Origin of the sequence: Pseudomonas sp. (assembly GCF_040514055.1) — a bacterium.
Classification (GTDB): domain Bacteria; phylum Pseudomonadota; class Gammaproteobacteria; order Pseudomonadales; family Pseudomonadaceae; genus Aquipseudomonas.
On the sequence record NZ_JBEVDL010000002.1, the window covers coordinates 25,279 to 49,412 of the forward strand.

At 63.5% G+C, this 24,134-nt stretch carries 20 protein-coding genes and 1 pseudogene; 20 read left to right on the forward strand and 1 reads right to left on the reverse strand.

The window, feature by feature from the left end; translation table 11 throughout:
• Window positions 1–22: 22 nt before the first annotated feature.
• The 12 genes from ABWY06_RS00705 (at window position 23) to ABWY06_RS00760 (ending at window position 12,747) form a co-directional block, all read left to right on the forward strand.
• Window positions 23–493 carry an NUDIX hydrolase gene (locus ABWY06_RS00705; protein ID WP_353923632.1) on the forward strand — a complete coding sequence of 157 codons (471 nt, stop codon included), beginning with the start codon at window positions 23–25 and terminating at the stop codon, window positions 491–493.
• A 38-nt stretch (window positions 494–531) separates the two neighbouring features.
• On the forward strand, window positions 532–1,650 hold the full coding sequence (mnmA, locus tag ABWY06_RS00710; RefSeq protein WP_353923633.1) for a tRNA 2-thiouridine(34) synthase MnmA: 1,119 nt from the start codon (window positions 532–534) through the stop codon (window positions 1,648–1,650).
• Window positions 1,647–2,267, forward strand: coding sequence for a high frequency lysogenization protein HflD (gene hflD, locus ABWY06_RS00715; protein WP_353923634.1), 621 nt, complete (start codon window positions 1,647–1,649; stop codon window positions 2,265–2,267). Before mnmA ends, hflD begins: the two co-directional genes overlap by 4 nt.
• Window positions 2,267–3,124 carry a DMT family transporter gene (locus tag ABWY06_RS00720; protein WP_353923635.1) on the forward strand — a complete coding sequence of 286 codons (858 nt, stop codon included), beginning with the start codon at window positions 2,267–2,269 and terminating at the stop codon, window positions 3,122–3,124. Before hflD ends, ABWY06_RS00720 begins: the two co-directional genes overlap by 1 nt.
• Before the next feature lie 87 nt (window positions 3,125–3,211).
• Window positions 3,212–4,582 carry an adenylosuccinate lyase gene (gene purB / locus ABWY06_RS00725; RefSeq protein WP_353923636.1) on the forward strand — a complete coding sequence of 457 codons (1,371 nt, stop codon included), beginning with the start codon at window positions 3,212–3,214 and terminating at the stop codon, window positions 4,580–4,582.
• 77 nt (window positions 4,583–4,659) lie between these two features.
• Entirely contained in the window at window positions 4,660–5,826 is a 1,167-nt protein-coding gene (locus ABWY06_RS00730; protein ID WP_353923637.1) for a ribosomal protein uL16 3-hydroxylase, read from the forward strand.
• On the forward strand, window positions 5,819–6,244 hold the full coding sequence (locus tag ABWY06_RS00735; protein WP_353923638.1) for a GNAT family N-acetyltransferase: 426 nt from the start codon (window positions 5,819–5,821) through the stop codon (window positions 6,242–6,244). Before ABWY06_RS00730 ends, ABWY06_RS00735 begins: the two co-directional genes overlap by 8 nt.
• A gap of 7 nt (window positions 6,245–6,251) precedes the next feature.
• Window positions 6,252–6,890 (forward strand): DUF7931 domain-containing protein, encoded by a 639-nt coding sequence (locus ABWY06_RS00740; RefSeq protein WP_353923639.1) that lies wholly within the window; start codon window positions 6,252–6,254, stop codon window positions 6,888–6,890.
• The gene (locus ABWY06_RS00745) at window positions 6,887–7,696 is read left to right on the forward strand and encodes a secretin N-terminal domain-containing protein (RefSeq protein WP_353923640.1); all 810 of its coding nucleotides are present in this window, start codon (window positions 6,887–6,889) and stop codon (window positions 7,694–7,696) included. Before ABWY06_RS00740 ends, ABWY06_RS00745 begins: the two co-directional genes overlap by 4 nt.
• A gap of 474 nt (window positions 7,697–8,170) precedes the next feature.
• Entirely contained in the window at window positions 8,171–9,766 is a 1,596-nt protein-coding gene (locus tag ABWY06_RS00750; protein WP_353923641.1) for an isocitrate lyase, read from the forward strand.
• Window positions 9,767–10,009: 243 nt separating this feature from the next.
• Complete coding sequence (locus tag ABWY06_RS00755; protein WP_353923642.1) at window positions 10,010–12,010, forward strand: PhoX family protein; 2,001 nt, start codon at window positions 10,010–10,012, stop codon at window positions 12,008–12,010.
• Between the two features lie 308 nt (window positions 12,011–12,318).
• Entirely contained in the window at window positions 12,319–12,747 is a 429-nt protein-coding gene (locus ABWY06_RS00760) for a hypothetical protein (RefSeq protein ID WP_353923643.1), read from the forward strand.
• 51 nt (window positions 12,748–12,798) lie between these two features.
• On the opposite strand, the gene ABWY06_RS00765 is transcribed toward ABWY06_RS00760, so the two are convergent.
• Window positions 12,799–14,187, reverse strand: a complete 1,389-nt coding sequence (locus ABWY06_RS00765; protein WP_353923644.1) for a pectin acetylesterase-family hydrolase — start codon at window positions 14,185–14,187, stop codon at window positions 12,799–12,801.
• Between the two features lie 546 nt (window positions 14,188–14,733).
• Here ABWY06_RS00765 and ABWY06_RS00770 point away from each other — a divergent pair.
• From ABWY06_RS00770 to nuoI, 8 genes and pseudogenes are all read left to right on the forward strand, one after another.
• A complete protein-coding gene (locus tag ABWY06_RS00770; protein WP_353923645.1) occupies window positions 14,734–15,150 on the forward strand; it encodes an NADH-quinone oxidoreductase subunit A in 417 nt (138 codons plus the stop codon).
• A gap of 10 nt (window positions 15,151–15,160) precedes the next feature.
• Window positions 15,161–15,835 carry an NADH-quinone oxidoreductase subunit B gene (locus ABWY06_RS00775; protein WP_353923646.1) on the forward strand — a complete coding sequence of 225 codons (675 nt, stop codon included), beginning with the start codon at window positions 15,161–15,163 and terminating at the stop codon, window positions 15,833–15,835.
• Window positions 15,836–15,897: 62 nt separating this feature from the next.
• Window positions 15,898–17,679 (forward strand): NADH-quinone oxidoreductase subunit C/D, encoded by a 1,782-nt coding sequence (nuoC, locus tag ABWY06_RS00780; RefSeq protein ID WP_353923647.1) that lies wholly within the window; start codon window positions 15,898–15,900, stop codon window positions 17,677–17,679.
• A gap of 1 nt (window position 17,680) precedes the next feature.
• The gene (gene nuoE / locus ABWY06_RS00785; protein ID WP_353923648.1) at window positions 17,681–18,172 is read left to right on the forward strand and encodes an NADH-quinone oxidoreductase subunit NuoE; all 492 of its coding nucleotides are present in this window, start codon (window positions 17,681–17,683) and stop codon (window positions 18,170–18,172) included.
• Complete coding sequence (nuoF, locus tag ABWY06_RS00790) at window positions 18,169–19,536, forward strand: NADH-quinone oxidoreductase subunit NuoF (protein ID WP_353923649.1); 1,368 nt, start codon at window positions 18,169–18,171, stop codon at window positions 19,534–19,536. The genes nuoE and nuoF overlap by 4 nt, the downstream gene beginning before the upstream one ends.
• Window positions 19,537–19,675: 139 nt before the next feature.
• Window positions 19,676–22,402, forward strand: a pseudogene (gene nuoG, locus ABWY06_RS00795) (NADH-quinone oxidoreductase subunit NuoG).
• Window positions 22,402–23,409 (forward strand): NADH-quinone oxidoreductase subunit NuoH, encoded by a 1,008-nt coding sequence (gene nuoH / locus ABWY06_RS00800; protein WP_353923650.1) that lies wholly within the window; start codon window positions 22,402–22,404, stop codon window positions 23,407–23,409. The pseudogene nuoG and the gene nuoH overlap by 1 nt, the downstream one beginning before the upstream one ends.
• Window positions 23,410–23,536: 127 nt before the next feature.
• Window positions 23,537–24,085 carry an NADH-quinone oxidoreductase subunit NuoI gene (gene nuoI, locus ABWY06_RS00805; protein WP_353923651.1) on the forward strand — a complete coding sequence of 183 codons (549 nt, stop codon included), beginning with the start codon at window positions 23,537–23,539 and terminating at the stop codon, window positions 24,083–24,085.
• The last annotated feature ends 49 nt before the right edge of the window (window positions 24,086–24,134 follow it).

A 24,134-nucleotide genomic window follows, 5' to 3' on the forward strand; every position in this document is an offset into this window, starting at 1 on the left:
CAGGCACTCAAGGAGCTGACACATGCGCTTCACCCCCCATGTCACGGTTGCTACCGTGGTCGAAGACAACGGCCGATTTCTGCTGGTCGAGGAAATGGCCGATGGCCGCGCGGTATTTAATCAACCTGCCGGGCATTTGGAAGCCGACGAAAGTCTGACCCAGGCGGCGCTGCGCGAAACGCTCGAGGAAACCGGCTGGGATATCGAGCTGACCGCGGTCACCGGCATTTACCTCTATACCGCCCCGAGCAATGGGGTGACCTACCAGCGCATCTGTTTTGCCGGACGCGTCCTGGGCCACCGACCGGCCCATCCGCTGGACGAGGGCATTATCGGCCCGCGCTGGATGACCCGCGCGGAACTGGCCGAGCAACCGGAACGCTGGCGCAGCGAGCTGGTGTTGCGCTGCATCGATGACTACCTGGACGGCGCCCGTTTCGACCTGAGCCTGATCCGCGATCAGGTCGAGTCGCCGCGCGAGGACCGCGCCTGATAGAATCGCGCTTTATTCAAGCCGTTGCCGACTCCCCTATGCCTGATTCAACTCAAACCCGCGTGATCGTCGGCATGTCCGGCGGCGTCGACTCCTCCGTCTCGGCCCTGTTGCTGCAGCAACAGGGATACCAGGTCGAAGGCCTGTTCATGAAGAACTGGGAAGAGGATGACGGCACCGAGTACTGCACGGCCATGGACGACCTCGCCGATGCCCAGGCGGTCTGCGACAAACTCGGTATCGTGCTGCACACCGCCAATTTTGCCGCAGAATACTGGGACAATGTCTTCGAGCATTTTCTCGCCGAATACAAGGCCGGGCGCACCCCCAACCCGGACATCCTGTGCAACCGCGAGATCAAGTTCAAAGCCTTTCTCGATTACGCCCTGACCCTGGGCGCCAACCTGATTGCCACGGGTCATTACGTGCGGCGACGTGACCTCGACGGCCGCACCGAGCTGCTCAAGGGCCTGGACCCCAACAAGGACCAGAGCTATTTCCTGCACGCGGTCGGTGGCGAGCAGTTGGCGAAAACCCTGTTCCCGGTCGGCGAGCTGGAGAAACCGGCGGTACGTGCCCTGGCCGAACAACACGCGCTGGCGACCGCCAAGAAAAAGGATTCCACCGGCATCTGCTTCATCGGCGAAAGGCGCTTCAGCGACTTCCTCAAGCAATACCTGCCCGCGCAACCGGGCCTGATCGAGACCACCGAAGGTGAGGTCATCGGCCATCACCACGGCCTGATGTACCACACCATCGGCCAGCGCCAGGGACTCGGCATCGGCGGCCTGAAAGACGCCAGCGAGGAACCCTGGTACGTGCTGATCAAGGACCTGGAACGCAACGTATTGGTGGTCGGCCAGGGCAACGAGCACCCCTGGTTGTTTGCCAGGGCACTGCTGTGCACGGACATCTATTGGGTCAACCCCGTCGACCTCAGCCAGCCGCGTGAGCTGACCGCCAAGGTGCGTTACCGCCAGAGCGACCAAGCCTGCACACTGGAAAAAACCCCAGGAGGCTACCGCGCCCTGTTCGCCTCGCCTCAGCGCGCGGTCACGCCCGGTCAATCGGTGGTGTTCTACGACGGCGAGATCTGCCTGGGCGGCGGCGTCATCGAAACAGCCGAACCCTGGACCCGCAAGGACAAACCGGCATGACCCCGACGCAGCAGCAGTTGGTGGCCCTGGGCGCCGTATTCCAGGCTGCCGTACTGGTGGACCGGGTCGCCCGCACCGGCCAGAGCAATGAACCCGCGCTGGCCTGCCTGATGGGCAGCCTGATGGTCCGCGAGCCAAAAGATACCCTTGAGGTGTTCGGCGGCGATGACCTCAACCTGCGCGACGGCTATCGCGCCCTGCTCAGCGCCCTGGAGCGCGACCCCGCGACCCTGCAACGGGAAACCTTGCGTTACGCCCTCGCCCTGCTCGCGCTGGAGCGACAGCTGGCACGCCGCGAGGACATGCTGGAGCTGATCGGCAAGCGCCTGGATCAAATTCAACAGCAAGTGCAGCATTTCGGCCTTACCCATGAGAACGTCATCGCCGCCAGCGGCAGCCTGTACCAGGACACGCTCAGCACCTTCCGCCAGCGCATCCAGGTGCAGGGCGATATGCGCCATCTGCAGCAACCGAACAACGCGGCGAAGATCCGCGCCTTACTGCTGACCGGCATTCGCGCCGCGCGGCTCTGGCGTCAGCTGGGCGGGCACCGCTGGCAGCTGGTGTTCAGCCGCCGGCGCCTGCTGCAGGATCTGCGCCCGCTACTGCGCGGCTGATGACCAGCCGATCGGTCAAGCCGCTGCAGGGCGCCGCGCTGCTGACGCTGTCGGCGCTGCTGTTCGCCCTGATGGGCGTCGGCGTGCGCGAAGTGTCCGATACGGTCAATAACGAATCGGTGGTGTTCTTCCGCAACCTGGTCGGCGTGTTGTTCTTCCTGCCATTGGTGCTCTTGCGCGGCACCCGCCCGCTGCGTACCGGCCGTCTGAAATCCCACCTGTGGCGCAGCACCTATGGCCTGGCGGCCATGTATTGTTTTTTCTACGCCATCGCCCACCTGCCGCTGGCCGACGCGATGCTGTTTACCTACTCGGCACCGATGTTCACTCCCCTGATCGCCCGCTGGCTGCTTAAGGAACCGCTGACCCGGCGCATGCTGCTGACCAGTGCGATAGGGCTGGTCGGCGTGCTGCTGGTGGCCAAACCCAGCGCCGCACTGGTCGACAGCAAGGCCCTGGTCGGCCTGGCCGCCGGCCTGCTGGCCGCCTTCGCCTTTGTCTCGATCCGGGAGATGAGCGACAGCGAACCGGCGTTTCGCATCGTCTTCTATTTCTCCCTGTTCAGTACCCTGATTTCCGCCATCCCCCTGGCATGGGCCTGGCAACCGGTCACGACGCACGCGCTGTGGCTGTTGCTGGGTATCGGCCTGTTGGCCACCGTCAGCCAGATCGTCATGTCCAAGGCCTACGGCCTGGCGCCGCCCGGCCTCATCGGGCCCTTCGCCTACCTGGCCATCGTCTTCGCCGGTGTTATCGCCTGGCTGCGCTGGGGCGAGACCCCGGACCTCACGTCGCTGCTCGGCGCGGCGCTGATCTTCGCGGCCAGCCTGCTGGCGATTCCGCGACGACGAAGCTGACGCCGATCGGACAGAGCCGGTCGAACGCCTTTTTTTCGTGTATGATTTGCCCCCTTTTCGTTACCCGACTGTCCGAGAATGCCCTCCATGCTGCTCTCCTCGCTCACCGCGGTTTCTCCTGTCGACGGCCGTTACGCCGGCAGAACCAGCGCCCTGCGCCCGATCTTCAGCGAATACGGCCTGATCCGTTTTCGCGTCATGGTCGAGGTCCGCTGGCTGCAGCGCCTGGCCGCGCACCCCGGCATCCCGGAGGTCGCGCCCTTCTCGGCAGAAGCCAATGCCCGCCTCGAGAGCCTGGTCAGCGACTTCCAGTTGGCGCACGCCGAGCGCGTCAAGGAAATCGAGCGCACCACCAACCATGATGTCAAAGCCGTGGAGTACCTGCTCAAGGAGCAGGTCGCGTCCCTGCCGGAACTGGCCAAGGTCAGCGAATTCATTCACTTCGCCTGCACCAGCGAGGACATCAACAATCTGTCCCACGCGCTGATGCTGCGCGAGGGTCGTGACACCGTACTGCTGCCGCTGATGCGTCAGCTGGCCGGGGCCATCCGTGAACTGGCGGTGCGCTTCGCCGACGTGCCGATGTTGTCGCGCACCCATGGCCAGCCCGCCTCGCCGACCACCCTGGGCAAGGAGTTGGCCAACGTGGTCTACCGCCTGGAGCGGCAGATCAGCCAGGTGGCGGCCGTACCGCTGCTGGGCAAGATCAACGGCGCCGTGGGCAACTACAACGCCCACCTGTCCGCCTACCCCGAGCTGGACTGGGAAGCCAACGCCCAGGCGTTCATCGAAGATGAACTCGGGCTGACCTTCAACCCCTACACCACCCAGATCGAACCCCACGATTACATCGCCGAGCTGTTCGACGCGGTCGCCCGCTTCAACACCATCCTGATCGATTTCGACCGTGACATCTGGGGCTACATTTCCCTGGGCTATTTCAAACAGCGCACCATCGCCGGTGAAATCGGCTCTTCGACCATGCCGCACAAGGTCAACCCGATCGACTTCGAGAATTCCGAAGGCAACCTCGGTATCGCCAACGCCCTGTTGCAGCACCTGGCCAGCAAGCTGCCGGTGTCGCGCTGGCAGCGCGACCTGACCGACTCGACCGTGCTGCGCAACCTGGGCGTGGGTTTCGCCCATAGCCTGATCGCCTATGAGGCCAGCCTCAAGGGCATCAGCAAGCTCGAGCTGAACGAAGCCCGTATCGCCGCGGACCTGGATGCCTGCTGGGAAGTGCTGGCGGAACCGGTTCAGACCGTGATGCGCCGCTACGGCGTGGAAAACGCCTACGAGAAGCTCAAGGAGCTGACCCGCGGCAAAGGCATCAGCGCGCAAGCCCTGCAGACCTTTATCGACGGTCTGGCGATTCCGGCCGAGGCCAAGTTGCAGTTGCGCGCCCTCACGCCGGCCGGCTACGCCGGTAACGCCGCTGCACAGGCCAAGCGCATCTGACCGCCAACGCCCTCTGCACGCCCGGCAGTGCCGGGCGTTTTTATTTATGGGTTTAAATCGTTTTCAAGGGCTTAGCTATGAATCCTGATGTACCTCTGCAACTTCTGGGCGGCCTCAGCGCGCGCGTGTTCCTGCGTGACTACTGGCAGAAAAAGCCCCTGCTGATCCGCCAGGCCCTGACCGACTTCCACAGCCCGATCAGCCCCGACGAATTGGCTGGCCTGGCCCTCGAGGACGCCGTCGAGTCACGCCTGGTCATCGAGCACGGCGAACGCCCCTGGGAGCTGCGCCGCGGCCCTTTTGCCGAAGACGCCTTCAGCCAGTTACCCGAACGGGACTGGACGCTGCTGGTCCAGGCCGTCGACCAGTTTGTCCCCGAAGTCGCCGACCTGCTGCAACACTTCCGTTTCCTGCCCAGCTGGCGGATCGACGACGTGATGATCAGCTTCGCCACACCCGGTGGCGGAGTCGGCCCCCACTTCGATAACTACGACGTATTTCTTCTTCAAGGCCAAGGACAACGGCGTTGGAAAATTGGCCAGATGTGCGACGCCGACAGCCCGTTGCTCGAACATGCGGATTTGCGCATCCTGGCTCACTTTGAACAGACCGACGAATGGGTACTGGAGCCCGGCGACATGCTGTACCTGCCGCCACGTTTGGCTCACTACGGCACCGCCGAGGACGACTGCATGACATATTCCGTGGGCTTCCGCGCCCCCAGCGCCGCCGAAGTGCTGACCCATTTCACCGATTTTCTCGGCCAATTCCTGCCGGACGAAGAACGCTACAGCGATGCGGGTGCTCAACCCAGCAACGATCCGCACCAGATCCAACGCGACTCGCTCGATCGGCTCAAGGCGCTGCTGGCCGAGCACATGGGTGACGAGCGCCTGTTGATGACCTGGTTCGGCCAATTCATGACCGAGCCACGCTACCCTGAATTGGTCGCCGGCACCGAACTCGCCGAACCTGAACTGCTCGACGCCCTGGGGCAAGGCGCGGTGCTGGTGCGCAACCCCAGCGCCCGCCTGGCCTGGTCCGAGGTAGGCGAGGACCTGGTGCTGTTCGCCAGTGGCCAGAGCCGCCTGCTGTCAGCCCAGTTGCGCGACCTGCTGAAACTGATCTGCTCTGCCGACGCCCTGCATGCGGACAACCTCAACCCATGGCTGAGCGACGAGGAGGGGCGTAATCTGGTACTGGAACTGGTCAAACAGGGCAGCCTGGAGTTTGCTGATGAATAACATCCATATCCGTATCGCCGATTGGCAGAAAGACAATGCCGAGCTGCGCCGCATCCGGGAAAAGGTGTTCATCGCCGAACAAGCGGTACCGCCCGAGCTGGAGTGGGACGCCGACGATCAAGGCGCCGTACACTTCCTCGCACTGGACGGCGATTATGCGATCGGTACTGCGCGCCTGCTACCCGATGGCCATATCGGCCGGGTGTCGGTACTCAAGGATTGGCGCGGCCTGAAAGTGGGCGACGCGCTGATGCAAGCGGCCATCGCCGAAGCCGAACGCCGCGGCCTGCAGGAGCAGCGCCTGAGCGCCCAAGTGCATGCCAGCGCTTTTTATGAACGCCTGGGATTCAAGATCATCAGCGGCGAGTTTCTCGAAGCCGGCATCCCCCATGTGGACATGCTACGCCACAGCCAGTGAGGTCAGGATGAACGACGAAGACACCCCGGCAGAGCCGGCAGTCGCCCTGAATGAGGCACTGCCGGCGATTGAATTCGAATCGCCGGGGCGCTTTCCCGTGCACAACCCTGAGTCCCACCTCCCGGAGCCCGAAGCCTGGGAGCCGGCCCCCTTTGCCCTGGGCAACCACGACCGCCTGGAGCGCTTCAGCAGCCCTTCCGAAGCCCGCGCCCACGCCCTGGCACTGTTGCAGCAAGCCAAACGCAACCTGTGCCTGTACAGCGACGACCTGGAGCCCTGGCTGTATCACCACAGCAGTGTGTTGCAGGCCTGCACCGCGTTCCTCCTGGCTCACTCGAAAAACCGTCTGCGCATCCTGCTGCGCGATGTCGGGCCAGCGGTCAAGGAGGGTCACCGTTTGCTGGCCTTGTCGCGCCGACTGCCCAGTAGCTGCCAGATCCGCAAGCTCAACCCGGACCACCCCAACGAGGAAGTCGCCTTTCTGTTGGCCGACACACAGGGCCTGCTGCTGCGCCCCGAGCCGGACCAGACCGCGGGCTACGCCCTCTATCAGGATCCAGGCCGCGTCCGCCAGCGCCAGGCGCAGTTCGATCAGGCCTGGGATACCAGCGTCACCGACCCGGATCTTCGGAGCTTCCTCCTGTGAAACTACGTTCCCTGCTCGCGGCCGTGCTGGTCGCCCTGAGTCTGCCGTTACAAGCCGCCACCGAAGTACTGCCGCTGAACTACCGTACCGCCGAAGACGTGCTACCGGTGGTGCAATCGGTTTTGGGTAACGATGGCCGCGTCAACGCCTACGGCAACCAGCTGATCATCAATGCCGAGCCGGCCAAGATCGAGGAGATCCGCCAGCTGCTCAATCAGCTGGACACCCAACCCAAGCGCCTGCTGATCACCGTGGCCACCCAGGACAGCAGCAGCGCCGACGACCGCGGCTATCAGGTGGACGGCTCCGTCAGCATCGGCGATGTCGAGGTCGAAGCCGGTCAGGGCGAACGGCGTGGCCAGGACCGCGTCCGCATCATCAACCGCAGCACCGACAGTCGCCAGGGCGGCACGCAACAGGTGCAGGCCACCGAAGGGTACCCGGCGCTGATCCAGGTCGGTCAGAGCGTGCCCATCACCACCTACTCCACCGATGCCTATGGCCAGGTGTATCAGGACTCGCAGTACCGCAACGTCACCCAAGGGTTCTACGTCACCGCCAGCCTCACGGGCGATCGGGTGCACCTGAGCATCAGCAGCAACAATGATCGACTCAGCCAGTCCCAGCCCGGCGCCATCGACGTGCAGAGCACCGATACACGGGTCAGCGGCCGGCTCGGGGAGTGGATCAGCCTGGGCGGCATCAGCGAAGAAACCCGCGACGATCAGGGCGGTTTGACGCAACACCGCGCCACCCGCGGGCGTAACGACATGAGCCTGCGGGTGAAGGTCGAAGCCCTCGATTGAGGGTGAACGGCAGGCATTACCGACCTTGCGCGCAGTTATGTAGTAGTCGTAAAAAAGCACTACAAATTATTTGACGAACACTTGTTTGAAAGTGCATCATGAGCTCGCTCCCGCTAATCAGGGGCCCTGTAACGGGCCTCCGGATCGCGCTCTGACCTACCGACTTGAGCCGATTCGTGTTGTGTAGCCCACAAGGCAGTTCGACGAGGTTGCGACTGGAACGTAGTTGTCCTGAGGGACGGGGAAGCGTTTTAGCGTATCAGCACGATCGACAGATTCAGCCTTGCGTCGCCATCGGCTGCCACACGCCGAGGCCTCAATCGGCTCCTGTCATCCACTGTTCGTCAATTGCCCCCTCCTCTCGAGCCAGTCTCGTCCCGGTCGAAACTTCAACGTGCTGCACGCGTGCTACCAACCTCGGTTCTGGCTGGGGAATATCGTGCTCAGGCAAACACATACTTTGAAGGATTGATCATGTCAGCTTATCAAAACGACATTAAGGCCGTTGCCGCTCTGAAAGAACAAGCCGGCAGCAGCTGGAGCGCCATCAACCCTGAATCCGTCGCTCGCATGCGCGCTCAGAATCGCTTCAAGACCGGTCTGGAAATCGCCCAGTACACGGCCGACATCATGCGCAAAGACATGGCCGAGTACGATGCTGACTCCTCCGTCTACACCCAGTCGCTCGGCTGCTGGCACGGCTTCATCGGTCAGCAGAAGCTGATCTCGATCAAGAAGCACCTGAAGACCACCGACAAACGCTACCTCTACCTGTCGGGCTGGATGGTTGCTGCTCTGCGTTCGGATTTCGGTCCGCTGCCGGATCAGTCCATGCATGAGAAAACCTCGGTTTCCGGCCTGATCGAAGAGCTATACACCTTCCTGCGCCAGGCTGATGCCCGCGAACTGGACCTGTTGTTCAGCGCCCTGGACACCGCCCGCGCCGCTGGCGACAAGGCCAAGGCCGCCGACCTGCAAGCCCAGATCGACAACTACGAAACCCACGTCGTACCTATCATCGCCGACATCGACGCTGGCTTCGGTAACCCGGAAGCCACCTACCTGCTGGCCAAGAAGATGATCGAAGCCGGTGCGTGCTGCATCCAGATCGAAAACCAGGTTTCCGACGAGAAGCAGTGCGGCCACCAAGACGGCAAAGTCACCGTGCCGCACGCGGACTTCCTCGCCAAGATCAACGCCGTTCGCTACGCATTCCTCGAGCTGGGCATCGACAACGGTGTGATCGTCGCGCGTACCGACTCCCTGGGTGCCGGCCTGACCAAGCAGATCGCCGTGACCAACCAGCCGGGCGACCTGGGCGACCAGTACAACTCCTTCCTGGATTGCGAAGAAGTGTCCGCTGCCGACCTGAACAACGGCGACGTGGTGCTGAACCGCGGTGGCAAGCTGCTGCGTCCCAAGCGCCTGCCGTCCAACCTGTTCCAGTTCCGTGCCGGCACCGGTGAAGCGCGTTGCGTGCTGGACAGCATCACCTCGCTGCAGAACGGCGCTGACATGCTGTGGATCGAAACCGAGAAGCCCCACGTCGGCCAGATCGCAGAAATGGTCAACGAAATCCGCAAAACCATCCCGAACGCCAAGCTGGTCTACAACAACAGCCCGTCGTTCAACTGGACCCTGAACTTCCGCCAGCAGGTATTCGATGCGTTCGTCGCGGAAGGCAAGGACGTTTCGGCTTACGATCGTGCCAAGCTGATGAGCGTCGACTACGACGAAACCGAGTTGGCTCAAGTGGCTGACGAGAAGATCCGTACCTTCCAGCGTGACGGCTCGGCTCAAGCGGGTATCTTCCACCACCTGATCACCCTGCCGACCTACCACACCGCCGCGCTGTCCACCGACAACCTGGCCAAAGGGTACTTCGCAGACCAGGGCATGCTGGCCTATGTCAAAGGCGTTCAGCGTCAGGAGATCCGTCAAGGTATCGCCTGCGTCAAGCACCAGAACATGTCCGGCTCCGACATCGGCGACGCTCACAAAGAGTACTTCGCCGGTGAAGCAGCGCTGAAAGCGGGCGGCAAAGACAACACCATGAACCAGTTCCACTGAGTACATGGATGACCCGGGCTTGCCCGGGTGATTGAGAAACGGGCCTCTGGCCCGTTTTTTTATGCCCGGATAAAACCGCCCTGCCCCGGCGCCCGCCACCATCGCTACCGGGGGGCGCACCGCTCAAGGACGGCAGGTGCAGCCTCGTCATTTGTGCGTCCGATCACGTGGACTGTCACAGTTTCGTCGTCTTAGGTCTTTATGGTCATGGCTCCGTTGACCAGCCCCCATGGAGCCGAAACCGTGAGCCCTGAGAATAATGATGCCGTGCTGTTTGGGTCCGGCGACGAGTTACCCAGCAACCACAGCGACAACCCCCATTTCAGCGACCTGATCGATCGTCTCAGCCGGCGGCAAGTGCTGGCCGGCGGTGCGGCGCTGGGCGCTTTGAGCTTTCTGGGCGTCGCCCTGCCGGACTCCGCCCAGGCCGAGAACGCCTCTCGAGACACCTCGGTGGAGTCGCTGTTTCGCCGTAACCGCCTGCCCTTCAAAGCGATTGCAACGGGCAGGACGGACAGCATCACGGTGCCAGAAGGTTACGTCGCCAGCCCCTTTCTGCCCTGGGGCACGCCAATCACCGGCAGCTACCCCGCCTACCAGGACGACGGCAGCAACAGCGCCCAGGACCAGGCGGAACAAATGGGCATGCACCACGATGGCATGCATTTTTTCCCGATCGATGCCCAGCGCGGCCGTGGCCGTGAAAGCAACCATGGCCTGCTGGTAATGAACCATGAGTACATCGACGCCCCGCTGCTGCACCCCAAAGGGCCGACCACGGTTGAGGACAAACGCACCAGCGCCGAAGAAGTACGCAAGGAAATCAACGCCCACGGGGTCTCCGTGGTGGAAATCCGTCGCAATCGCGCGGGCGATTGGGACCTGGTGGCCAGCCCACGCAACCGCCGCATCACCGCGGCGACCCCCATGCAGATCAGCGGTCCGGCCCGCGGCCACCGCCTGCTCGCGACCCGCCATAGCCCGGACGGCACCGCCACCCGCGGTACCCAGAACAACTGCTCGAACGGCTTCACCCCCTGGGGGACTTACCTGACCTGCGAAGAAAACTGGTCGGGTTACTTCGCCACCCGCGACAAGGAGTTACCCCGCGAACTCAAGCGCTATGGCTTGCGCAGCACCAGCCGCTTCGGCTGGGACACCCTGCCGGGTGACGAATTCGAACGTTTCGACGCCACCCGCATGGGCACCGACGCCGGCCAGGACTACCGTAACGAACCCAACCATTTTGGCTGGATCGTCGAGATCGACCCGTTCGACCCAACGTCGGTACCGGTCAAGCGCACCGCCCTCGGACGCTTTGCCCACGAGGGGCTGATCTTCGCGCCGGTAAAAGCCGGGCGTCCGATCGTTTGCTACTCTGGCGACGACTCGCAGAATGAGTACGTCTACAAATACATCAGCCGCGAGAAATACCGTCCGGGGCGCAGCACTGGCGAGCTGCTGGATGAGGGCAGCCTGTTTGTCGCGCGTTTCGATGGCACTGGCGAAGGCGAGTGGCTGCCCCTGGACATCACCGACGCAGGCTTCCAGGCGAGCTGTCTGAAGGCCGGGGTTAGGTTCGCCGACCAGGGCGAAGTGCTGATCAACACCCGTCTGGCCGCCGACACCGTCGGGGCAACCAAGATGGACCGCCCGGAATGGGGCGCCGTCAACCCGGAAAATGGCGAGGTGTATTTCACCCTGACCAACAATACCGCGCGCACCGACGTGGACCCCGCCAACCCACGGCCCGCCAACGCCTACGGTCATATCATCCGTTGGCGAGAGGACCAGGCCGATCACGGTGGTCGTCGGTTCAGCTGGAACCTGTTTCTGCTCGCCGGCCCCGAGGGCGACAGCCGTGGCGCCGATGGCATGGCCTTGACGGCCGACAATCGACTCGCGAGCCCCGACGGACTGTGGTTCGACGAAAACGGCCGGCTGTGGATCCAGACCGACATGAGCGGCAGCCAACTGCGCGACGGTCCCTTCGGCAATAACCAGATGCTGGTCGCCGATCCGCGCACGGGCGAGATGAAACGTTTCCTGGTCGGGCCCCTGGGCGCGGAAGTCACCGGGATCGCGGCGACCCCGGATTTCCGCACGCTGTTCGTCAATATCCAGCATCCAGGCGAAGGATCGACCGCGACCAACCTGCTCAGCACCTGGCCGGATGGCCCTGGCCGCCGCCCGCGCTCCTCCACCGTGGTCATTCGCCGCGCGGACAACAAACGCTTGCTGTAAGCCCGCCGCCGACCGCCCACCGGCCGGTCGGCAGCTCGCTGCGCCGGCCTCGACTAGGCTAAGAATCCTGGCCTCATGGAGGATTCGCCATGACTAGTCGCACACGCTTGCTGCTCTTCGGCACCTCGCTGGGTGCCTTACTCTTGGCCGGCGGCACATTGCTGCAGCCTGAAGTACCGGTGCCGGCAGCCGTATCACCACCCGCGCGCTCAACTTCGCCCGTTCTGCCGCCCCCATCCGCCCCCTCGCCCCGCGGGGCCCCCGCAGCCCTGACGATCAGCCAGGCGATCGATGCTCAGGAAAGACGAATGGCCTTCCACCTGGCCTATCGCAATTATTTGGCCCAGGCGGCCGACCTCGATGCCCGCGAGCGCGAGCGGCAGGCTGGGCGCCTGGCCGAACAAATCGACGCCTACGAGGCGCGCGACGAGCTGGCCTTGAGCGAGGCGCTGTTACTGCAAGTGGCACTGATCCGGGCCAGCGGCGCCGACGCGGCCACTCAACAAAAACGTGCCGATGCGCTGAGTGCGCGTTACCGAGGCCTGAGCGTCGCTCGCCAAGCACCGCAAACCTCGCCGCAATTCGAGCGCTACAAGGTCGAGGAACAACAGATAGTCGCCGAGGTACTGGGCCTGACCCTCTTGCCGCCCGGCCTGAGCCGCGACCAGTACCTGCGCCAGCGCTTGCAAGCCGCCCGCGAAGCGGCGTACGCGGCCGATCCGGGCAATGCCCGCTGATCGAATCCTAAAAAAAGGCCAGCAGCGGGCTGGCCTTTTTGCAACGTGACCTCAGAGCAACTGATCGAGCAGGTAGTACAGCAGGTTGAAGGGCTTCTGCCGATCAGCGAGATCACTCGACTCGGAGGCCTGGAGTACCGGACCGCTGCCGTCGAGCAGGCTGCTGACGAACTGGTCCAGTTGCAGGTTCTGCTCCTGGATATCGGCATTGGCAAACTCGATGATGGCCGTGCAATGGCTTTCGTTCACCCCACGGTACTGCGGGAAATACCCGCCCATATTGGGCAGACTCGCTAACCCATTGCGCAGTCGCTGGGTATCGATGGCCCAGCGCGCATGGATCAAGCCGGTCTTGGTCGCCCGGTCCGGCGCAGCGATGATCTCCGGGTCAAAACGCTCGTAGGAATAGGACGAGTAATTGAGGTCCTGCCAAAAATGCGTATGCCCCATGCGGTCGGCCGGAAAATGACTGGACAAGGCCGCATAGATACTGCCGAGGTCGTGGAGGTTCAGGCCCGGCAGGCGTGACTGCAGGTAGGCCAGCGGGCCCGCGTCCAGTCCCCAGGCCTGGCGAATATGGGTCTGCAACGGCAGCGACGGATAGTCACGCGACGAACCGCCGACCGGCGCGCCGAATACCGGCCCCGAGTCGTCAAGCAGATAGCCGCGACTGGGGGCGAGATCCTGGCGCAGGGCCGCATGGTGCATCAGGCTGCCGGCACCGCCGGCGCTGCACCCGGTATTGAGCAACTGCCCGGGCCGCGGCAGGTGGTCTTTCAACCAACCCGTCACAGCCCGCAGATTGCGCAGCCCGTTGTGATGCCAGACCAACGGGGCCTGGGGGCTTTGTGGATTGGGATAAATCGCCACTTTGTCCCCGGCGTAGGTATCACCGGTGCAATACGGCACATAGACCAGGTTCCAGTTCTGCGTCTTGACCCGGGTCCAGGGATGCAGGCGCACCACAAAGGGACTGACCAGACTGGCACCAGGATTGAGCAGGCTCATGTAGTTATCGGCGATGCCTTGGGGATTGCGCGCGCCGCGGATGCCGGTCTGACCGCTGCAGCTGGCATGGTCCCAGCAAGCGCCGCCACCCTCCAGGTAGATCAGGGTGTTGCTGCTGTTAGGCACGCGGTTGACGAAAAACTTGTAGGGCGAGCCGTTACCACAGACAGCCCCGGTCTGGGGTGCCAGTTGCACCCGCTGCCAGGCGTAATGACGATTGGCGGTAAAGCCGTCGAACCCCGGTGGGTTGGCGAGTAACGGGTAAGGCCCAAGGCGCTGGGCCGGAGTTACCGGGTTGTCGGGCCCCGGCGGCGAAACCAGGTGTTTCAGGGTTTGCCAAAAACTGTAGTCGCCCAGCTCGGCGCTGGCGGGCGCAGCCACCCCCACCAGCATTGGGGCGAGTAGACACAAGACACGCGTGGTAACAGGCATGATGGTTTCCCTCATCGGAGGTTACCGAAGGGTCGACATGCTCGAAGCGACCTCAACACGCGGACCCGACCCTTGCCCGATCAATCCTGCAGCCGGGCACCGTCGCAAGCGACGTTTAAGCACGCTAGTACAAGAAAAAGCAGCTCACCATCGGCCTGGAAGAACCATTGGGGATAGCCAGGCGCGGACTCAGCCGGCCTGGTTATGGGCCCGTGAAACAATGAGCGGATGCGTTGCAAGACAGCGGGATTCAAAGCTTTAAATGTAAACAGTTATCATTCATATAAAACATTGTTATTTTCTCCCGCCCTTTATCGCGTTTGAAGCTAGAGTCCTAAAGTCGGGTACAGGCCCCGGCTCCCGCTGGCTGGAGCGCGAAACACCGCCACCGAACCTGGCGGCTAAGTTAATTTTTTATAAGGATAAATTTACTTACGGCTGCATCCACGCATAAAATTGGTCAGATAGATTGCTGGCTAAGCATCATGGACCAGCAGCACACCTACAAATACTAGAACTCGCCGTTCCCTGTTCAGGAGTTCGGGCATGCCTGCTGAAGCTGTTGTAACCCTTTCCCATAACTGGGGTTTTGCTGTATTTCTGCTGGGGGTCGTGGGGCTGTGCGCCTTTATGCTGGGCGTGTCGAGCCTGCTCGGCAGCAAGGCTTGGGGCCGCAGCAAAAACGAACCCTTCGAATCCGGCATGCTGCCCACCGGCGGTGCCCGCCTGCGCCTGTCGGCAAAATTCTATCTGGTCGCGATGCTCTTCGTGATCTTCGACGTTGAAGCCCTCTTTCTGTTCGCCTGGTCGGTCTCGGTTCGCGAAAGCGGCTGGGCCGGTTTTGTCGAAGCGACAATTTTTATAGCAATTCTGTTGGCTGGTCTTGTCTACCTATGGCGGATCGGGGCGCTCGACTGGGCTCCCGAAGGTCGCCGCAAGCGGCAGGCGAAGCTAAAACAATGAGGCTTTGGCGATGCAATACAAACTCACCAGGATCGACCCGGATGCGCCTAACGAGCAGTATCCGATCGGCGAGCGGGAGATGGTTCCCGACCCGTTAGAAGGCCAGGTTCACCGCAACATCTACATGGGCAAGCTGCAGGACGTGCTGAATACGACGGTCAACTGGGGACGCAAGAACTCCCTGTGGCCGTACAACTTCGGCCTGTCGTGTTGCTACGTGGAGATGACGACGGCCTTTACCGCTCCCCACGACATCGCTCGTTTCGGTGCCGAAGTCATTCGGGCGTCACCCCGCCAGGCCGACTTCATGGTCATCGCCGGCACCTGCTTTATCAAGATGGCGCCGATCATCCAGCGCCTCTATGAGCAGATGCTGGAACCCAAATGGGTCATCTCCATGGGGGCCTGCGCCAATTCCGGCGGCATGTACGACATCTACTCGGTCGTTCAGGGTGTGGATAAATTCCTCCCGGTGGACGTCTACGTACCCGGCTGCCCGCCGCGTCCGGAAGCCTTTCTGCAGGCCCTGATGTTACTGCAGGACTCGATTGGCCAGGAGCGTCGCCCACTGTCCTGGGTCGTCGGCGAGCAAGGCGTGTACCGCGCCGACATGCCGTCGCAAAAGGAACAGCGCCGCGAACAGCGTATCCAGGTGACCAACCTGCGCAGCCCCGACGAAGTCTGAGCCAGTCCTTTCCACAAGAAAGCGTGCTTCATTCTTTACGTTGACCGATAGCGACCGAGACCATGACTGCGGACACCGCCCTGTACATCCCGCCTTACAAGGCCGACGACCAAAACGTGGTCGTCGAGCTGAACTCGCGCTTTGGCGCCGAGACCTTCACTATCCAGTCGACCCGCACCGGCATGCCCGTGCTGTGGGTCCCCCGGGAACGGCTGATCGAGGTGCTGACCTTCCTGCGTCAGCTGCCCAAGCCCTATGTGATGCTCTACGACCTGCACGGCATGGACGAGCGCCTGCGCACCCAGCGCCGCGGCCTGCCGGGCGCCGACTTCAGCGTGTTCTACCACCTGCTGTCGATCGAGCGTAATAGTGACGTAATGCTCAAGGTCGCCTTGTCCGAGAGCGACCTCAACCTGCCGACCTGCACCGCCATCTGGCCCAACGCCAACTGGTACGAGCGCGAGGTCTGGGACCTGTACGGCATCACCTTCGTCGGCCATCCGCACCTGACCCGCATCATGATGCCGCCGACCTGGGAAGGTCACCCGCTGCGCAAGGACTACCCCGCGCGCGCCACCGAGTTCGACCCCTTTAGCCTGTCGGTGGCCAAGCAGAACCTGGAAGAAGAAGCCGCGCGCTTCAAGCCCGAAGACTGGGGCATGAAACGCCAGGGCGCCCACGAGGACTATATGTTCCTCAACCTCGGGCCCAACCACCCTTCGGCCCACGGCGCCTTCCGCATCATCCTGCAGCTCGACGGCGAAGAAATCGTCGACTGCGTGCCGGAAGTCGGCTACCACCATCGTGGTGCCGAGAAAATGGCCGAGCGCCAGTCCTGGCACAGCTTTATTCCCTACACCGACCGGATCGACTACCTGGGTGGGGTGATGAACAACCTGCCCTACGTGCTGGCGGTGGAAAAACTCGCAGGCATCCAGGTGCCGCAGAAAGTCGACGTGATTCGCATCATGCTGGCCGAGTTCTTCCGCATCACCAGCCACCTGCTGTTCCTTGGCACCTATATCCAGGACGTGGGGGCCATGACCCCGGTGTTCTTCACTTTCACCGACCGCCAGCGTGCCTACACGGTGATCGAAGCCATCACCGGTTTCCGCCTGCACCCGGCCTGGTACCGTATCGGCGGGGTCGCCCACGACCTGCCGCGCGGCTGGGACAAGCTGGTCAAGGACTTCGTCGACTGGCTGCCCAAGCGCCTGGACGAATACGAAAAGGCCGCCCTGAAGAACAGCATCCTCAAGGCGCGGACCGTCGGCGTGGCGCAGTACAACACCAAGGAAGCGCTGGAGTGGGGCGTCACCGGCGCCGGCCTGCGTTCCACCGGTCTGGACTTCGACCTGCGCAAGGCGCGGCCGTATTCCGGCTACGAGAACTTCGAATTCGAAGTGCCGCTGGCGGTCAATGGCGATGCCTATGACCGTTGCATCGTGCGGGTGGAAGAGATGCGCCAGAGCATCCGCATCATCGACCAGTGCCTGCGCAACATGCCCGAAGGCCCGTACAAGGCGGATCACCCGCTGACCACGCCGCCGCCGAAAGAGCGCACCCTGCAGCACATCGAGACCTTGATCACGCACTTCCTGCAGGTTTCCTGGGGGCCGGTCATGCCGGCCAACGAAGCCTTCCAGATGATCGAAGCGACCAAGGGTATCAACAGCTATTACCTGACGAGCGACGGCGGCACCATGAGCTACCGCACCCGGATACGCACCCCCAGTTTCCCGCACCTGCAGCAGATCCCTTCGGTGATCCGCGGCAGCATGGTGGCAGACCTGATTGCCTACCTGGGCAGTATCGACTTCGTTATGGCCGACGTGGACCGCTGATATGACGCTGATTCAGACCGACCGTTTCATCTTGAGCGAAGCCGAGCGCGAAGCCATCGAGCATGAACTGCACCACTACGAGGACTCGCGCGCCGCGTCCATCGAGGCCCTGAAGATCGTTCAGCGCGCCCGCGGCTGGGTACCCGACGGTGCCATCGCCGCCATTGGCGAGCTGATCGGCATCCCGGCCAGCGACGTCGAAGGGGTTGCCACCTTCTACAGCCAGATTTTCCGCCAGCCGGTGGGCCGGCATATCATCCGCGTCTGCGACAGCATGGTCTGCTATATCGGTGGCCACGAATCGGTGGTCGCCCGTATCCAGCAGCAATTGGGCATCGGCCTGGGCGAAACCAGCGCCGACGGCCGCTTCACCCTGCTGCCGGTCTGTTGCCTGGGCAACTGCGACAAGGCCCCGGCATTGATGATCGACGACCACACCTTCGGCGATGTCGCGCCGGACGGCGTCGCCGCCCTGCTGGAGGCCTACCCATGACGTCCACTTCGACCCAGCGCCTGACCTCCTTCGGCCCGGCCAACCTGATCGCCCGCAGTGCCGAAACCCATCCGCTGACCTGGCGCCTGCGCGATGATGGTGCCCCGGTCTGGCTGGAGGAATACCAGGCCAAGGACGGCTATGCGGCCGCCCGCAAGGCCTTTGCCGAGCTGTCCCAGGACGAGATCGTGCAGACCGTCAAGGACTCCGGCCTCAAGGGCCGCGGCGGCGCCGGTTTCCCCACCGGGGTGAAATGGGGCCTGATGCCCAAGGACGAATCGCTGAACCTGCGTTACCTGCTGTGCAACGCCGACGAGATGGAACCCAACACCTGGAAAGACCGCATGCTGATGGAGCAGCTGCCACACCTGCTGATCGAGGGCATGCTGATCAGCGCCCGGGCACTCAAGGCCTACCGCGGCTATATCTTCCTGCGTGGCGAATACGTCGACGCGGCGACCAACCTCAACCGCGCGGTCGAGCAAGCCAAGGCCGCCGGTCTGTTGGGCAAGAACATCCTGGGCAGCGGCTTCGACTTCGAGCTGTTCGTGCACACCGGTGCCGGGCGCTACATCTGCGGCGAAGAAACCGCCCTGATCAACTCCCTGGAAGGCCGTCGCGCCAACCCGCGCTCCAAGCCGCCCTTCCCCGCCGCGGTGGGCGTCTGGGGTAAACCGACCTGCGTCAACAACGTCGAGACCCTGTGCAACGTGCCGGCCATCGTCGGCCAGGGCGTGGACTGGTACAAATCCCTGGCCCGTCCCGGCAGCGAAGACCACGGCACCAAGCTGATGGGGTTTTCCGGCAAGGTGAAAAACCCCGGCCTGTGGGAACTGCCCTTTGGCGTGCCGGCCCGCGAGCTGTTCGAGGACTATGCCGGCGGCATGCGCGACGGCTTCAAGCTCAAGTGCTGGCAGCCCGGCGGTGCCGGTACCGGCTTCCTGCTGCCCGAACACCTGGACGCGCCGATGTTCGCCGCCGGCATCGCCAAGGTGGGGACCCGGATGGGGACCGGCCTGGCCATGGCGGTGGACGAAAGCGTCAACATGGTCAGCCTGCTGCGCAACATGGAAGAATTCTTCGCCCGCGAGTCCTGTGGGTTCTGCACCCCGTGCCGCGACGGCCTGCCGTGGAGCGTCAAGCTGCTGCGCGCCCTGGAGCGTGGCGAAGGCCAGGCCGGCGACATCGAAACCCTGGAGCAACTGTGCAGTTTCCTCGGCCCTGGCAAGACCTTCTGTGCGCACGCACCGGGCGCCGTGGAACCCCTGGGCAGCGCGATCAAGTATTTCCGGCCGGAGTTCGAGGCGGGCATAACCCCCTTGCATGCCCCGGTCCAGGCTCGGCCGGTGCCGGTCAGCCTGTAACCCGGCCCTTGGCGGCGGAACAGGACGGGGGACGTTGGCCCGAAGGGCCATTACCCCTCCTCCCGCGCTTCCACCCAGGGCAGCACTGAATTCTATTAGCCACACCCGCCACAAGCGGGTCAACGAAGAAACCTGAACCATGGCCACTATCCACGTAGACGGCAAAGCGCTCGAAGTCGACGGGGCGGACAACCTGCTCCAGGCCTGCCTGTCGCTGGGCCTCGACATCCCTTACTTCTGCTGGCACCCGGCGCTGGGCAGCGTCGGCGCCTGCCGGCAGTGCGCGGTCAAGCAGTACACCGACGAGAACGACAAACGCGGTCGCCTGGTCATGTCCTGCATGACCCCCGCCACCGACAACAGCTGGATCTCCATCGACGACGAAGAGGCCAAGCAGTTTCGCGCCAGCGTCGTCGAATGGCTGATGACCAACCACCCGCACGACTGCCCGGTCTGCGAAGAAGGTGGCCATTGTCATTTGCAGGACATGACGGTGATGACCGGCCACAACGAGCGGCGTTACCGCTTCACCAAGCGCACCCACCAGAACCAGCAGCTCGGCCCGTTCATCGCCCACGAGATGAACCGCTGCATCGCCTGCTACCGCTGCGTGCGCTTCTAAAATGACTATGCCGGCGGCACCGACCTGGGCGTCTTCGGCGCCCACGACAACGTCTATTTCGGCCGCGTCGAAGACGGTACCCTGGAAAGCGAGTTTTCCGGCAACCTCACCGAGGTCTGCCCGACCGGTGTCTTCACCGACAAGACCCACTCCGAGCGCTACAACCGCAAATGGGACATGCAGTTCGCCCCGAGCATCTGCCATGGTTGCTCCAGTGGCTGCAACATCAGCCCCGGCGAGCGCTACGGAGAGATCCGCCGCATCGAGAACCGCTACAACGGCTCGGTCAACCAGTATTTCCTCTGCGACCGTGGCCGCTTCGGCTATGGCTACGTCAACCGCACCGACCGGCCGCGCCAACCCTTGCTGCAGGTGAGTGGCCAGGCAGCTGAGAAGCTCGGCCTGGACGCCGCCCTGGACAAGGCGGCCGACCTGCTGCGCGGACGCACCATTGTCGGCATCGGCTCACCACGGGCCAGCCTGGAAAGCAACTACGCCCTGCGCGAGCTGGTGGGTGCCGAGCATTTCTATTCGGGCATCGCCGCCCACGAGCTGGACAACCTGCGCCTGGTGCTGCAGGTGCTGCAGGACAGCCCGCTGCCGATCCCGACGCTGCGCGACGTGGAAGACCACGACGCGATCTTCGTGCTCGGCGAAGACCTGACGCAAACCGCCGCACGCCTGGCCCTGGCCTTGCGCCAGTCGGTCAAAGGCAAGGCCGAAGCCATGGCCGAGGCGATGAAAATCCAGCCCTGGCTCAATGCCGCGGTGCAGAACATCGGCCAGGACGCGCTCCATCCGCTGTTTATCGCCAGCCTCGATGAAACCCGCCTGGACGACGTGGCCGAGGCCTGCGTGCATGCGGCGCCGGACGACCTGGCGCGCCTGGGTTTCGCTGTCGCTCATATTCTGGACGCCGGCTCACCGGCGGTCAGCGGCCTCGAGCCGGAAGCCGAAGAACTGGCGCGGCGCATCGCCGACGCCCTGCTGGCGGCCAAGCGCCCGCTGATCATCGCCGGCACTTCCCTGGGCAACCGCGGCCTGATCGAGGCGGCGGCGAATATCGCCAAGGCCCTCAAGGCCCGCGAGAAAAATGGTTCGCTGAGCCTGGTCGTCGCCGAGGCCAACAGCCTGGGTCTGGCCATGCTGGGCGGCGACAGCGCCGATGCCGCGCTGCAGGCCCTGACCGCGGGCCAGGCCGATGCCCTGGTGGTGCTGGAAAACGATCTCTACACCCGCGCCGATGCCAGCCTGGTCGACGCCGCACTGAGCGCCGCCAAGGTGGTGATAGTCGCCGATCACCAGCAAACCGCCACCACCGCCCGCGCCCACCTGGTGCTGCCGGCCGCCAGCTTCGCCGAAGGCGACGGTACCCTGGTCAGCCAGGAAGGCCGCGCGCAACGCTTCTTCCAGGTGTTCGAACCGACTTACCTGGATGCAAGCATCCTGGTCCATGAAGGCTGGCGCTGGTTGCACGCCCTGCGCAGCACCCTGCTCGGCCAGGCCGTGGACTGGACCCAACTGGACCAGGTCACCGCCGCCACCGCCGCCAGCACCCCGCTGCTGGCCGGTATCCTCGGCGCCGCGCCAAACGCCTCGTTCCGCGTCAAGGGCATGAAACTGGCCCGCGAGCCGCTGCGCTACAGCGGCCGTACCGCCATGCGCGCCAATATCAGCGTGCACGAGCCGCGCCAGCCCCAGGACAAGGATTCGGCCTTCGCCTTCTCGATGGAAGGCTACTCGGGTTCGGTCGAGCCACGCCAGCAGATCCCCTTCGCCTGGGCTCCGGGCTGGAACTCGCCGCAAGCCTGGAACAAGTTCCAGGACGAAGTGGGTGGGCACCTGCGCGCCGGCGATCCAGGCGTGCGCCTGATCGAAAGCCGCGGCGATGGCCTGAGCTGGTTCGCCCAGGTACCGGCGCCCTTCGCCCCCGCCGCCGGCACCTGGCAAGTGGTGCCGCTGCATCACCTGTTTGGCAGCGAGGAGACCTCGTCCCGCGCTGCACCGGTGCAGGAACGCATTCCGGCACCTTATGTCGCCCTGGCCAAGTCCGAAGCGGACCGCCTGGGGGTCAACGACGGCGCACTGCTCAGCCTGAACCTGAACGGTCAGGCCCTGCGCCTGCCGCTGAGGATCCGTGAAGAGCTGGGCGCCGGGCTGGTCGGCCTGCCGGTCGGTTTGGCGGGCATTCCAGCGGTACTTGCCGGACGCAGCGCGGACAGCCTGCAGGAGGCCGCACAATGATGAGCTGGTTCACTCCCGAGGTCATCGACATCCTCCTCGCCGTGGTTCGCGCGGTGGTCATCCTGCTGGCCGTGGTGATCTGCGGGGCCCTGCTGAGCTGGGTCGAGCGACGCCTGCTGGCGCTCTGGCAGGACCGTTACGGTCCGAACCGGGTCGGCCCTTTTGGCATGTTCCAGATCGCCGCCGACATGGTGAAGATGTTCTTCAAGGAAGACTGGACACCACCGTTCGCCGACAAGGTGATCTTCACCCTGGCGCCGGTGGTAGCCATGAGCGCCTTGCTGATCGCCTTCTCGATCATCCCCATCACCCCGACCTGGGGCGTGGCGGACCTGAACATCGGCCTGCTGTTCTTCCTCGCCATGGCCGGTGTGTCGGTCTACGCGGTGCTGTTCGCCGGCTGGTCGAGCAACAACAAGTTCGCCCTGCTCGGTGCGCTGCGGGCCTCGGCCCAGACCCTGTCCTATGAAGTCTTTATGGGCCTGGCCCTGATGGGCATCGTGATCCAGGTCGGCTCGTTCAACATGCGCGACATCGTCGAATACCAGGCGCAGAACCTCTGGTTTATCATTCCGCAGTTTTTCGGCTTCTGTACCTTCTTTATCGCCGGCGTGGCCGTGACCCACCGTCACCCCTTCGACCAGCCGGAAGCCGAGCAGGAACTGGCCGACGGTTACCACATCGAATATGCCGGGATGAAATGGGGCATGTTCTTCGTCGGTGAATACATCGGCATCGTGCTGATCTCGGCGCTGCTGGTGACGCTGTTCTTCGGCGGCTGGCATGGTCCGTTCGGCATACTGCCGTCCCTGGCCTTTGTCTGGTTCGCCCTGAAAACCAGCTTTTTCATCATGCTGTTTATCCTGCTGCGCGCCTCGATTCCCCGGCCGCGTTATGACCAGGTAATGAGTTTCAGCTGGAAGTTCTGCCTGCCGCTGACCTTGATCAATCTGCTGGTGACCGCGGCGGTGGTGCTCCTGAGCGCCCCGTCCGGCACGGTCAACTAAGGAGAATGAGCATGTTCAAGTACGTGTTCGACGTCATTCATTGCACCGACAGCCCGCTACGCGGCCTGGAGGTGTTGCTGTTTTCCCATAACGGCCCCTGCGGCACGGCCTACTGAGGAGAAGCGGCATGTTCAACTATATACGCGACGTAATCCACGGCACCTTTACCCAGTTGCGCAGCCTGGTCATGGTGTTTTCCCACTCGTTCCGCAAGCGCGACACCCTGCAGTACCCGGAAGAAGCGGTGTACCTGCCGCCGCGCTACCGTGGGCGTATCGTGCTGACCCGCGACCCCGATGGCGAGGAGCGCTGCGTGGCTTGCAACCTCTGCGCGGTGGCTTGCCCGGTGGGCTGCATCTCGCTGCAGAAGGCCGAGACCGAGGATGGTCGCTGGTACCCGGATTTCTTTCGCATCAACTTCTCGCGCTGCATCTTCTGCGGCCTGTGCGAGGAAGCCTGTCCGACCACCGCGATCCAGCTCACCCCGGATTTCGAGATGGCCGAGTACAAGCGCCAGGACCTGGTGTACGAAAAAGAAGACCTGCTGATCTCCGGCCCCGGCAAGAACCCGGACTACAACTTCTATCGGGTGGCCGGCATGGCCATTGCCGGCAAGCCGAAAGGCGCCGCGCAGAACGAAGCCGAACCGATCAACGTCAAGGGGCTGTTGCCATGAGGCACCCGGGATGAGCGCGCGGCCGGCGGCCTCTTGGCCGGCGCTGCGC

Bases quoted from the DNA above. Each gene is read 5' to 3' on its own strand.
- nuoH (WP_353923650.1), top strand. From the start codon at position 22,402: ATGAGCTGGTTCACTCCCGAGGTCATCGACATCCTCCTCGCCGTGGTT.
- ABWY06_RS00740 (WP_353923639.1), top strand. From the start codon at position 6,252: ATGAACGACGAAGACACCCCGGCAGAGCCGGCAGTCGCCCTGAATGAG.
- ABWY06_RS00770 (WP_353923645.1), top strand. From the start codon at position 14,734: ATGCCTGCTGAAGCTGTTGTAACCCTTTCCCATAACTGGGGTTTTGCT.
- ABWY06_RS00720 (WP_353923635.1), top strand. From the start codon at position 2,267: ATGACCAGCCGATCGGTCAAGCCGCTGCAGGGCGCCGCGCTGCTGACG.
- nuoE (WP_353923648.1), top strand. From the start codon at position 17,681: ATGACGCTGATTCAGACCGACCGTTTCATCTTGAGCGAAGCCGAGCGC.
- purB (WP_353923636.1), top strand. From the start codon at position 3,212: ATGCTGCTCTCCTCGCTCACCGCGGTTTCTCCTGTCGACGGCCGTTAC.
- ABWY06_RS00705 (WP_353923632.1), top strand. From the start codon at position 23: ATGCGCTTCACCCCCCATGTCACGGTTGCTACCGTGGTCGAAGACAAC.
- mnmA (WP_353923633.1), top strand. From the start codon at position 532: ATGCCTGATTCAACTCAAACCCGCGTGATCGTCGGCATGTCCGGCGGC.
- hflD (WP_353923634.1), top strand. From the start codon at position 1,647: ATGACCCCGACGCAGCAGCAGTTGGTGGCCCTGGGCGCCGTATTCCAG.
- ABWY06_RS00765 (WP_353923644.1), bottom strand. From the start codon at position 14,187: ATGCCTGTTACCACGCGTGTCTTGTGTCTACTCGCCCCAATGCTGGTG.
- nuoI (WP_353923651.1), top strand. From the start codon at position 23,537: ATGTTCAACTATATACGCGACGTAATCCACGGCACCTTTACCCAGTTG.
- ABWY06_RS00760 (WP_353923643.1), top strand. From the start codon at position 12,319: ATGGCCTTCCACCTGGCCTATCGCAATTATTTGGCCCAGGCGGCCGAC.
- nuoF (WP_353923649.1), top strand. From the start codon at position 18,169: ATGACGTCCACTTCGACCCAGCGCCTGACCTCCTTCGGCCCGGCCAAC.
- nuoC (WP_353923647.1), top strand. From the start codon at position 15,898: ATGACTGCGGACACCGCCCTGTACATCCCGCCTTACAAGGCCGACGAC.
- ABWY06_RS00775 (WP_353923646.1), top strand. From the start codon at position 15,161: ATGCAATACAAACTCACCAGGATCGACCCGGATGCGCCTAACGAGCAG.
- ABWY06_RS00730 (WP_353923637.1), top strand. From the start codon at position 4,660: ATGAATCCTGATGTACCTCTGCAACTTCTGGGCGGCCTCAGCGCGCGC.
- ABWY06_RS00750 (WP_353923641.1), top strand. From the start codon at position 8,171: ATGTCAGCTTATCAAAACGACATTAAGGCCGTTGCCGCTCTGAAAGAA.
- ABWY06_RS00735 (WP_353923638.1), top strand. From the start codon at position 5,819: ATGAATAACATCCATATCCGTATCGCCGATTGGCAGAAAGACAATGCC.